This is a genomic window from Sphingobacteriaceae bacterium GW460-11-11-14-LB5 (genome assembly GCA_002151545.1).
Lineage (GTDB): Bacteria > Bacteroidota > Bacteroidia > Sphingobacteriales > Sphingobacteriaceae > Pedobacter.
In genome coordinates this window covers 535,486-548,129 of the sequence record CP021237.1, presented here as the reverse complement: position 1 = coordinate 548,129, position 12,644 = coordinate 535,486, and the positions used below count along the sequence as shown (strand labels likewise).

Genomic DNA, 12,644 nt, shown 5'->3' with positions numbered 1-12,644 from the left:
TCCTTCACATTTTAAATCCACTTACCTGATCACGGTAACGTAACCTTTAAACTCCTGCCATTGTGCACTTGTTGTTTTCACTTTAAGTACATAGAAATAGGTTCCATCTACCAAGCCGTTAGCTGTCCAGTCGTTTAAATAGCTATCTTTCTCATAAACGGTACTTCCCCAACGGTTAATAACGGTCAGCTGGTTTTCGCTATAACGGTCTAATCGCTCAATAAAAAAGGTTTCATTTTTTCCGTCACCATTTGGGGTAAATACATTCGGTATTTTAAGCCCGGTGATTTCTTTAGTATCAACTGATATATTGTTCGATGGATCGGGATCTGCTTCGTTGATGGTAACCGAGGCGCTGTTTACCACATTACCCGGCTTCATGGCCCTTACGTTAACCACAAGCTCTACAAAACTTCCGTTGGCCAATGTGGGTATCGCCCACGAAACTGTTTTGGTTTGCTCGTTATAACTCGCAGTACCTACAATTGTAGGATCAACACTCACAAAAGTTAGGTTTTCCGGAAGGTCATCTTTTACTTGTATGTTAGTCGCATTGCCAAGCCCGTTATTACGCACCAACAAATTGTATTTAAATACCTCGGTATTGATTACCTGCCTGCTTTCAGATCTTTTAACGATGGAAACATCTGCAGACATGGCCGTTTCCATAACTACTTCCATTTCTTCAGACAGATCGGAACTACAACCGCCCAGGCTAAAAGTAATAACAGTATATTTTCCGGCGGCATTTACGACGTAATCTTGCGAAGTAGCACCCAAAATAGCCTCACCATTCCTGAACCATTGATACGAGGTAGCCCCAGTACCGTTGGCCCTGAGTTTAACGGTAACACCTGGTTTAAGGTTAAGCGTATTCGGATTGGAAGATTGCGCAAAGCATGCCACTGCAGAAAGCAGCAGCATGCCGAACACAATTATTCCAAATCTGTTAAACATCATCATTAAACCGGACGAACAATAACACCTAAGGTGCTACAGAGATAGTTGCTTTACCTGGCTTAACCGTAACTGTAATAGCCTTGCTGGCCGTTGCTGTACAAGTTGTTGCAGGTACAATCGGAACACCGCCAGTGGCATAACTTCCAACAGCAGCAAAAACATAAGCACCTGGAGCCACGCCGGCTTTAAGGGTAAAAGTATCTCCTGAAGCTGATGCTGTACCCAAAGTTGCAATATCAGCTACTGCTGTACCGCCTAATGTTGCAGACCAAGTATAAGCCATGCTTACCCCAGTTGGTAAGGTTATCGAAGCATCCTTACTCGCCGTAATTACAGTAGTTGCGGTTTGATCGGTACAATAAACACTTCCCGGGGCTGCAACGGTAATAATAGGCGTAGGTAATTTTTCTACAATGGTATTATCAGAGGCATCACTAGGGCAAAGATTTGCATCAGCTGGTATTACCTGAACCGAATAAGTATGGTTTCCGGCTGCTAATCCTGCAGCGATCTGATAAAAGGCATTTGAACCATTGTATATTACCGCAGCTTCTGCAGTTCCGTCAACGGTCCATACAATTTTATCGCCATTTACAGGGGCATAACCAGTGAAAGTTGGATTCAATTTTACCGTACCAGTTCCGCACAGGTATACATTTGGCGTTTGCGCAAAGGCACCCAGCGGCAGTAAGAACATTAAGAATACAAAGATTCTTAGATTGCGTTTTGTAGATTTTTTTGTCATGATGATAATTGGTTTGGATGGAATGATTTATTTTCTTTTTAATTAATAGATACTGTTGGTTTATGTGGTACAAGCTTGACCCTAAAACTAAAAGGGATGGCCCGTTCGCAGCCGTTTGCATTTTTTATGGTTAATAGCCCCTGATATACGGCTACCGGCGTATTTGACGGAACATTGATTGTAATTTCGTTTGCTGGCAAAACCTGATCTGAAACAGCAGGAAGTAAATTTCCAGTCCAGGAGATGCTATAGGTAATAGGACTGAAAACCGGATTAGTGTAAGCCATTTTGGTTATACTAAGTCCTTCGCAAATACCTGGATTAGATTCCAGGGTTAAATTTGGTAGCGGGTTTACAGTTAAATTAAAATCCACTTTCTTTCCGCAATAGGTAGCATCATCAGCAACCGTGTAACTAATTATGGCAGCGCCAGCGGCAACAGCTGTAACTTTTCCTGTAACATCTATCGTTGCGATGGTTGCATCGCTGGTACTCCATGTTCCACCTGCATAGGTATTTGTAAATGTTGTGCTTGTTCCGCTACACATCGCTGAAAGGCCGGCAATTGCGGGGACAGGTGCATATTGTTTTACTTTAACTTCTACCACCTGCGCACCTCCGGCATTTTTACATCCCGTTAGGGTATTAACAGCTTCTACGTAATAACTGGTTGTGTTTGTAAGAATAGGAGTTGTATATGTTGTACCTGTTTTAATTAGTGCGCCTCCTGATGGCAAATCGTACCAATTGTAGGTAAAACCAGCATCTGGCGCGGTAACCGCTATTATGGTAGAAGATCCGCTGCAGATTGTTGCACCGGGCACCACGAGCGTTGGTAAAGGGTTTACCTTAAGTTTTACCCTTAAGCGTTCAGAAACAGCAGTAACGCAATATGTTCTACTTGCCTGTACATAATAATTATATTCTCCGGCGGCAAGAGTAGAAGGAGGGGTATAGGTCAAACCGGTATGAACTAAATTACCCCCAGTCTCGGCATCGTACCATTTATATTCTGTGCAATCTTGAGCATTTTGAACAGAAAATGAAGCGGTCCCGCCTTGACAAATAATTTTCTCGTCAGTAGTAGATGGATCCACCAGTGTGCGTGGTTTTGCCAGCTTGCGCTTAATGTCGTAAATCCTTAAACGGCTGAAAGCACCCGTAAGCCCGCCCATTGTAATCTCCAAACGGTCGTACACATCAGTTACCAAAAAGGTTAAAGAATATTTGCTGGTTGATCCAGGTAATAATTTCAGATTCAAAAAAGTACCTGTGTTTTCAAACGCAGGTCCAGCTTCAACTCCATTTAAATAGGGCTGTATAGTAAAGCCAGTTAAAAGGCTAAGATCTAAAAGACCCCCTCCAGGATTTTCGAGGATAACGGTTACAGAATCAGCTGGTTGAGATGGTTTATTAAAAATTGTATTAAGATATACCTGATTTAAAACAGACGCACCAACATCAATCAAGGCGTAGCTATTTGGATCCGGATCAATGGCATTAAAGGGATTGGTAACCGTACCTGTTAAATTTGCAATTCCACCCAAGGCAGTGGGTTTTACACCAGAGAGTACGTCTATTGCTTCATCGCAATTGATTGATCCTGTGCTTAGCTCCATGATATAAGCATGAAAAACCTTTAATGATAATGCTGTAGAAACCACGGCACCGGCAATCTTTACATAGATTCCGTTAAAAGCCTGTGTTGGCGTTACCGTAATTTCAATCTCTCCCCCTCCACCAATTACACCGGCAATATTTGCAGATGTATAAATAGGAGTTCGGGTTGCATCATAGCCTGGCTCATATCCATAACCAATTAAAGGCGTGTTTCCGGGAACTTCATGAAGGTCTGTAAAACTACCGATTTCAAAGCTGCTCAAAAGCCCCAATAATTCTTTTGGAAGTGCCAGTTTCACCGTTACAGGGGTATTTGCGGCTATTGTGCGTTTATTTGCATTAGCACCATCTGTAGTAAATTCGAGAAATTGGGTGGCCGATCCGGTAAGACCAAGAATTCCTATCGGAACAGATAATGTTGAAGCATCTTTAACCTGTCCATTTACAGCATTTGATGCGTCTGAAATACTTCCATATAAATTTGCGCCTAAAATACCTAATCCATCAATGTAAGAACCTTGAAAGTTTGCATAAGTCCGTGCGGTATTTTCACACTGCGCATATAAATATGCAGGCATAAAAAACAGCACAAACACCAGGAAAGATAGACAAGAGCGCCTTTTCAATGTAAGTTTGGGATGACGTGAAAATTAAATTTTGTTTGTTTGCTTATAGGTACAAAAGTACAGTAGCGCTATATCACATTATCCGTTCACTTTATTCATTACCCTCGATAATAGGCGCTAAAAGCCTGTTTTGTTGATATTTATCAACAAAACTTAAAGAATGAAAAACTTTGGTCTATGCTCTCTTATCTTACGCGAGGGGATGGCCCGAATCTAGCTATGATATTTATGATGAAATACCATTAAACCAAAATAAGCAAAACAGAAAACAGCAACGATTAAGATAACCGCTCAAATAGCAAAAGGCTGTAGTTGCGGTATAAAAAAGGAAAGAAATTTTAATTGGGTTTGGAAGACTATTTTTTACCGGCGGGCAATATCTTCAAACTAAATGCAGAAAGCAGCTACAAAGTGTGATGCTAGCCAGGCTATGGTGGTATTTGAGCGCCTACCAAAAGAAGATCTTTCCATGCAAACATCAAGTTTAAACGCTAACAGGCAGCGCTTTATCATAATGTATTAGACAAAGGTTTATACCTTAAAAATTATTTAAAAAATAATACTTGCAGGAAACAATGGTTATTGTATCTTTGCACCCTCTCTGGAAGCTTCCACTCCAGGGTTTAAGAAAGCCTCCCAGCAATGGAAGGCTTTTCTTATTTAAGCTATTTAAGAATTTAGTTTTGGTGCGTATAATGTCACCTTTTTTTTATTTGCTCTTAAAAACCGTTACGGCCAATGGTGGTAAATCAACAATTATTGAATATTCCTGTCCATTATAATTTTCCAGATCAGGAACTATATCTCCCCTGTTATTAATACCGCCCCCATAATATACAATATCATCGGTATTAAAAATTTCTGTCCATTTGGTTTTAAAAGGAACGCCAATTCTATAATTCTCACGTACCACAGGTGTTAGGTTTATGGCGATAACCAAAGTATCTTTTGCTTTTGGTCCTTTGCGCATAAATGTGAATACTGATTCGTTTGCATTATCGGCATCGAGCCACTGAAAACCTTCGTAACTAAAATTGAAATGATATAAGGCTGGTTCCTTCCTGTAGAGGAAGTTTAAGGCCTTAACGGTTTCCTGCATGCCTTTATGCGGTGGGTATTGCAACAAATGCCAATCCAGCGATTGTGTAAAGTTCCATTCGTTGGTTTCGCCAAACTCATTTCCCATAAACAGGAGTTTTGCTCCAGGATGGGTAAACATGTAAGCATAAAGCGCCCTTAAGTTCGCAAACTTCTGCCAGTCATCACCAGGCATTTTATACAGCATGGGTGACTTACCATGCACCACTTCATCATGAGAGAAAGGCAACATGAAATTCTCGGTAAACGCATAAGTCATGCTAAAGCTTAGCTGGTGATGGTGATGTTTCCGGCCAAGGGTTTCTACTTTGAAATACTTTAAGGTATCATTCATCCAGCCCATCATCCATTTCATGCCAAATCCTAATCCGCCTGCATATACCGGATGGGTTACGCCAGGATAAGTGCTGCTTTCTTCGGCAATGGTTTGTACGCCCTCAAAATTCCCATAAACGGCAACATTCAGGTCCTGCAAAAACTGTATGGCGCCAAGGTTTTCACTTCCACCATATTCGTTCGTCGCGGCATCTCCGTCTTCTCTGGAAAAATTAAAATACAACATCGATGCTACCGCATCTACCCTTAGCCCATCGGCATGGTATTGATCTATCCAAAACAAAGCATTACTAATCAGAAAAGAGCGTACCTCGTTTCGGTCATAATTGAAAATATATGATTTCCAGTCGGGATGAAAGCCTTTCCGCATATCGGCATGTTCGTATAGATGGGTTCCATCAAACTCATACAAACCATGTCTATCACCTGGAAAATGAGAAGGAACCCAATCCAATATCACCGCAATTCCTGCTTTATGGAGCTCATCAATCAGGTACATTAAATCCTGTGGAGAACCATAACGTGAACTTGCGCCAAAATAACCTGTAATCTGATAACCCCAGCTGGGGAAAAATGGGAATTCCATTACGGGCATCAGTTCTACATGGGTAAAACCCATTTCTTTTACATAAGGAACAAGCCTGCCGGCTACCTCCCTGCAATTTAGTACGCGCTCTGGATTATCCGGATCGCGCTCCCATGATCCTAAGTGGATTTCGTAAACCGAAATCGGCTGATCTAATGCATTTATCTTTGCCCTTTTATTCAGCCAGGCTTTGTCTTTCCAGGTGTAATCGGTATCCCAAACAATACAAGCTGTTTGCGGAGGATGTTCCCATCTCCTGGCATAAGGATCGCCTTTTAAATGCTCCGATTCATCGAAACCTTTAACAAAATACTTATAAACTTCTCCCTTTGCGATACCTGGGATAAAACCTTCCCAAATACCCGATTTATCCCATCGGACACTCAGCGGATGCGAGGCGTTGTTCCAATCGTTAAAATTACCCACTACACTTACACGAATCGCATTGGGTGCCCAAACTGAAAAATAAGTTCCAGCGACACCATCAACTGTAATTAAATGCGAGCCCATTTTCTCGTAAAGCCTAAAATGCTTTCCTACAAGAAAAAGATCAATATCATAATCGGTAAATAAACTATGGATCCAAACGGATTTCTGTTTATCAATTTTTGGTTGGGATGATTTCTTTACAGGAACTTTTTTTGCTGACGGCATAGGTATTTTGGTTAGACTGGGTGAAACCCCAAATACTAAACAGCATTTGGGGTTCAATGTTACAAACTCAAGATTTGTATTTCTAAGAAGTTTTTATTGCATTTGAAATGCAGGATATTCTGATCGTCGGTATAAAAATCTTTCACCTCTTTATTATCGATAATGATCTTTTTCACCTGGAATTTTACGCCGATAACGTTGCAAACATAAAATTCATAATTAGGGGTATACAATCCTTCGTTACGTTGGTTCACTTTAATGGCCTGAGCATCGCCTTTTACGGTGAATTTCTTTTCCAGATAAATGTCCTGTTCGTAGGCAAACGTATCACCATGATCTTCGTACATGTATGAATTTACCTCGTAATCGCTGTGATAAATATTCAATACAACTTCAGTAATCGATTTTTCATCCACATATTGCATGACCGGATATTCTGGTAAAACGGTACCTGCCCTTACAAACATTGGCATACTGTCGATCTTGGCATCAACTGTATATTCATTACCGCCGTCGAGGATTTCGTTGGTCCAGAAATTATACCAGGTTCCTTTTGGAAGATAAACTTTTCTGGATATTGCACCTTGTTCTAAAACCGGGCAAATTAACAGTTTATCCCCATAACAAAATTCATCCTGACGAAAACTGTTGCTGATATTTTCCTGCTCCAACATCACCAGTGGCCTTAGAATAGGAAAACCATAACGGTGATGCTCCCAGAATACCGAATACAGGTAAGGCATTAAACGATACCTTAATTCGATAAACTTACGGTTAATATCTTCGAAAAATTCGCCAAAGCTCCAGGGTTCGCGTTCAGCAGTATCACCTGCAGAGTGTGCACGCATAAATGGAGAAAAAGTACCTAACTGGATCCAACGGGTAAATAATTCCCCATCAGGCTCACCACTAAATCCGCCAATATCTGTTCCACAGAAAGGCACGCCAGAAACCGATAAACGCTGGCACTGGATATTTCCGATCTTTAAATGTTCCCAGGTGGCAATATTATCGCCGGTCCAAACACTTGCATAACGTTGCATGCCCGAATAACCAGCCCTGGTAATGGTAAACGGACGTTTATTGCGCATTAATTTTTTTAATCCCTCGTAGGTAGAACGCACCATCTGCATGCCATAAACATTATGTGCTTTACGGTGTGAGCCACGGTAACCATCATAGTTATGACGGACATCATTAGGGAAAGTTCCTGAACCAAACACGGCTGGCTCATTCATATCGTTCCAGAAACCTGCAACGCCCATGTCTACCAATTCTTTGTATAAATTACCCCACCAGCTCCGTACTTTTGGATTGGTAAAATCGGGAAACTGACAGCGGCCAGGCCAAACATGCCCTTCCATATAATAATCGTCGCTACGGCGACAGAAAAATCTTTTCTCTTTACCTTCTTTAAAAACCCAGTAATCGTCATCTACCTTAATTCCAGGATCGATCATAACTACGGTTTTAAAGCCATCATCAGAAAGTTCTTTAATCATTCTCCGTGGATCTGGAAAGTATTTTTTGTTCCAGGTAAAACAGCGGTAGCCATCCATGTAATCGATATCCAGATAAATGGCATCGCAAGGGATTTTACGTTCCCTGAACTGTTTGGCTATTTCTTTAACTTTTGTCTCAGGGTAATAACTCCAACGGCACTGCTGATAACCCAAAGTCCATTTTGGAGGCATCGGGTGCGTTCCGGTTAAAGTTGCATAACGTTTAACCACGTCCATAATATGTGGCCCGTGGATATAATAGTATTGCAATTCTCCGCCATCGGCCCAGAAACTGGTTTTATTTACATCTTCTGAACCGAAATCGAAATATGATTTAAAGGTATTATCGAAAAAGATACCATAAGCCGCCTGATTATGCAAACCAATATAAAAAGGTATGGTGCGGTAAAGTGGATCCTGGTTCCAGCCGAAAGAGTAAGCATCGGTATTCCAGTTTTCGAACCGCCTGCCGCGTAGGTTAAAATTGCCAGATTTATCACCTAAACCGAAGAAATTTTCTTCAGGGTGGCATTTTTTGGTTGCGTAGATATAATAACCGCCAAAATCTACATTTTCTTCCCAGTGCATAGAATTGGCTTCATCAACCATAACTACATTGGTAATATTATCAGAGAAGGAAATATGGAAATTTGCTTTTTCTATTTTACAGGTTACCGCATGGGTAGAAATTGTGAAATGATCATCGTGTTCCTGCATTTTAAAAACAGAAACTTTTTGATCCACTTCAGGCACGGCATAAGAAAAATCATCTAAAAAAACGCCATGAGGAGCCAGGCGAACCCGGATAATATCATCGCTTACCACGCGAACTTCTACTCTTGCATCGCCATCAGAAAAATAAAAACGGTTGCCCTCCTTTTTTACTTTTTTAACTGCACCAAGGTATTGTTTAACAATTGGCTTTACCGATATATCTACTGGATTGTTTAAATGTTGTATTTCTTGTTCCTTTTCGATCAGGTCACTTGTCTCGTTAGTTTTGTCGTTTTGCGCTTCCATCCTTATTTATTCAAATTTTAAATTCATGGTTCTTAAACCGGGATGTGCTTAAGAAAGTACTATAATACAAATATTTTATAAAAGGGATGTAGCTTTTTTGCAAAAGTTGTTTTTAATAGTGTAAGTTTTACACTAACTTATGCTAATTATGCATTTTTGATGCGTTATTAAGTACTGTTTTCTTGAACTAAAGATAATACTAGAATTGTAAATTCCAAACAAGATTAATGAAAATAAACAAGTTATTTTATTTCAAATCAGGAAATATGGCCTTCCATCATGACTTTGACTCAATATATTTAAAAGGAAAATATGGGCGTTCATTCAAGAAGATTTAAATGACGTAGCTGATCGCCCCAGCAATGACTGGCCAAATGTTTAAGTCTACAAAAAAGCCCTCTATACGATTAGCATAGAAGGCCCTTAAAACTCAATTCACTAATTATGGATTAAAACTAATGGCTAAGTAATAAATTGCACCTGCCTCAGGATTGCCATAGGAAGTGAAATAGTATTTGTTCAGTATATTTGAGCCACCCAGTTTAACAATTGATTGTACTGAAGGGATTCTTAAACTCACCTGTGCATCTAACGTACTGTATGCGGGTACCTGGCCAGCTGAGAAAGAAGAGTTCCAGTAAAACTGATCTTGCCAGCGGTAAGAAACATTGAAACCAAAGTTTTTAACAATCTCTTTATTTCCTAAGCCAAGGTTATAACGGATTTTAGGGGTATTGAAATCATTAATATAATTACTCGGTAAATCGCCAATCTGATTATATGATACGTTACCACTAACATTCCATTTACCCATCAAATAATCCAGGCCTAAGGCACCCCCATAAGAAGTAACAGTACCTTCTGCATTTACAGGTACACCATATTTTACATAATCAGTACTTGTACCAACCTGTTGATAAACATTAACCGCAGTAATAAAATCTTTATAACGGTTATAATAACCATAAGCGTCAATCAATAATCTCGGACTTAACAAACCTTTATAACCAATTTCATAAGCTTGTACGCTTTCTGGTCGTACACCACGCGGATCGAAAGTATATTTTTGTAAAATGCCGGCAGGTGATGCACCTGATACAAGTGCAGCATTATAAGCCCGGTAGCTGGCTTCTGTATAACCTTTAGTTGCTTCAGTTAACAAGCCATACTTAGCTAAACTTACAGGTATACCACCAATTAACCTTTGCGATCCACCACCAACAGAAAGGTCGATGTATTGATTTTGTGTGGTTGGGTTACGGTAACCTGTTTGGTAAGATAAACGGATGTTGTTATTTTTTGCTACAGTGAAAACTCCTGTGATACGCGGTGTAAAACGGCCCTCAAAATTTGTACTTTTATCATAACGACCTGCCACGGTTAATTTAAAGAACTCCCAAATTTTTTTACCAGCTTGTGCAAATGCACCATATTCATTGATGTTAATTTCACGATTCAAATCGTCAAAAATCGTCCCGCCTGACCTTAACTGATACAACCTTGAGGATGCACCAACCTGAAACTCTATTACATTATTAAATAGATTGGTAAAATTGTATTGGCCCTCGTAATGATAAAGGTTGGTTTTATCATCAAATTTTGCTCCATATACTCCGGTTGCAAAATTCGTTGCACTGATATTGGTATTCATTATAGCATCCTTATTGATATTAAAAGCTGGGGATCCTGGCAAGGCCCTGCTTGCATCGGCAGCGGATCTCGCTGCAGCATTTGCGATAGCATCAGTGGCTCCTTGTGCTTTTGCAGTGGCATAGGCAACTGTATAAGTCGGAAACCAGGAGGTCCTGGAAGGACTGGTTTTTTCATTAATATAACTTCCTAAGATTGAAGAAATATAAGAATCTCCTGAACGTTCCTGTGTGGTGTACGCTTTAACAAAAAAGTCCTGACCTTTTAATTCAATTTTATATTGTCCGATATTAAAGTTTCGGAGCGAATAGCGATCTGAACCTGTATAAACAGAAGTTCCCGTTCCCCAGTTTGCCTGACCTATTAACTGAATTGTTGGCGTAATATTGTAATATAAACCACCTGAGAATTTTAATGATTTTGTACCGTAGTCAACAAGATCAGACTCGTTATAACCTGTACGTGAAACAGACTGGTTAGAAATCAAACCATTTCGAAGTCCATAAGCCACACCAAGATAGGGCAAAGCAGGGCGTAATGCTGCATAAGCTGGATTTGCATTAATTAACGTAACAAGATTACCATAACTTGCAGTAGGTGCGGCTGTCATAATCCCGTTAAAGCCAGCAAATGCAGCCGCAAGCTGAGGATTAGCGGATATCCCGGCGGCTACAAAACGAAGGTTTGCATTAACCTCATCGCCATAAACATTTACTCCATCATAATTTGGATCAGAACTTCTGTCCCCGGGTTTAACCGAATTTGCAGTCCTATCAAAATTAGAATAGTTATTACCAAACCAATCTTTTGCCTGCAGGAAAGAAAATGCAGCTTTTACGCCAAATCTATTGTTCCATGATTTTGCCATGCGCACATCTAACTGATTGAAAGGCTGCACGCTGCTATTGTCATCGTTCACATGGTTTACCCCTGTTTTATATTGAAAACTTGCACCAGGATATTTAAAGGGATCTTTAGATGTCATTAACAAGGTACCGTTAATACCACCTGCACCATAAAGGGCAGATGAAGCGCCCGGTAAAAGTTCTACATTATCTACATCCAGTTCGGTGATGCCCACAATGTTACCTACCGAGAAATTCAGTCCCGGTGCCTGGTTATCCATTCCATCGATGTATTGGTTAAAACGCGTATTACCATTCGAATTGAAACCACGTGTATTAATCGACTTGAAAGTTAAACTCTGCATACTGCTTTCTACACCCTTCATATTGTTCAGGGCATCGTAAAATGATGGCGCGGCGATTTCCCTGATAGAGGCGGCACTCATGCGCTCAATAGAAACCGGCGATTCTAATATACGCTCGGGTGTACGTGAGGCCGAAACTACAACATCACCACCCAATACAACCGCGGTTTCCAGTTCCAGGTTAATACCCGAAGTGCTTCCGGTAATCTGCTGTTCTACGGTACCGTAACCTACATAAGATGCCACTAGAGTGAAGGGAACCTTTGCTGATGTGGTAAAAGTAAAACTACCATTACTTGTGGAGGCGGTACCGCCAGACTGACCTTTGATAGTTAAACTAACCCCTGCTAGTCCTTCTTTCGATTGCTTATCTTTTACGGTTCCGCTTACCGTAATACTTTGTGCCTGTGCCGCGAGGTTGCCCGCGAACACAAATAATAACACGTAGAAGATCTGTGTAAAAATTCTGCTCATAAACGATTGTTAATTTGGTTGTTTGTATTATTAGTTATATAAACTTAAATTCTTTTTTTGAATTAAACAAATTATGTTAGCATAATAATTTCAATTCAAATTATAATTTTGATTGATATACAGTTTGTTGTATTTTGCATTAAACATAAACCGTCATTTTGCC

The 12,644-nt window shown here is 40.2% G+C and carries 6 protein-coding genes; all 6 read right to left on the bottom strand.

Annotated elements, in window-relative coordinates:
- Positions 1-21: 21 nt before the first annotated feature.
- Complete coding sequence (locus CA265_02160; GenBank protein ID ARS38547.1) at positions 22-963, bottom strand: hypothetical protein; 942 nt, start codon at positions 961-963, stop codon at positions 22-24.
- Positions 964-985: 22 nt separating this feature from the next.
- Positions 986-1,657, bottom strand: coding sequence for a hypothetical protein (locus CA265_02155; protein ARS38546.1), 672 nt, complete (start codon positions 1,655-1,657; stop codon positions 986-988).
- Between the two features lie 86 nt (positions 1,658-1,743).
- Positions 1,744-3,903, bottom strand: coding sequence for a hypothetical protein (locus CA265_02150; protein ID ARS38545.1), 2,160 nt, complete (start codon positions 3,901-3,903; stop codon positions 1,744-1,746).
- Positions 3,904-4,660: 757 nt separating this feature from the next.
- Entirely contained in the window at positions 4,661-6,625 is a 1,965-nt protein-coding gene (locus CA265_02145) for a 1,4-alpha-glucan branching enzyme (GenBank protein ARS38544.1), read from the bottom strand.
- Between the two features lie 59 nt (positions 6,626-6,684).
- A complete protein-coding gene (locus tag CA265_02140; GenBank protein ARS38543.1) occupies positions 6,685-9,147 on the bottom strand; it encodes a glycosyl hydrolase in 2,463 nt (820 codons plus the stop codon).
- A gap of 442 nt (positions 9,148-9,589) precedes the next feature.
- On the bottom strand, positions 9,590-12,481 hold the full coding sequence (locus tag CA265_02135; protein ARS38542.1) for a TonB-dependent receptor: 2,892 nt from the start codon (positions 12,479-12,481) through the stop codon (positions 9,590-9,592).
- Between the last annotated feature and the right edge of the window lie 163 nt (positions 12,482-12,644).

Bases quoted from the DNA above. Each gene is read 5' to 3' on its own strand.
- CA265_02155 (ARS38546.1), bottom strand. From the start codon at position 1,657: ATGTTCTTACTGCCGCTGGGTGCCTTTGCGCAAACGCCAAATGTATAC.
- CA265_02150 (ARS38545.1), bottom strand. From the start codon at position 3,903: ATGCCTGCATATTTATATGCGCAGTGTGAAAATACCGCACGGACTTAT.
- CA265_02160 (ARS38547.1), bottom strand. From the start codon at position 963: ATGATGATGTTTAACAGATTTGGAATAATTGTGTTCGGCATGCTGCTG.
- CA265_02135 (ARS38542.1), bottom strand. From the start codon at position 12,481: ATGAGCAGAATTTTTACACAGATCTTCTACGTGTTATTATTTGTGTTC.
- CA265_02140 (ARS38543.1), bottom strand. From the start codon at position 9,147: ATGGAAGCGCAAAACGACAAAACTAACGAGACAAGTGACCTGATCGAA.
- CA265_02145 (ARS38544.1), bottom strand. From the start codon at position 6,625: ATGCCGTCAGCAAAAAAAGTTCCTGTAAAGAAATCATCCCAACCAAAA.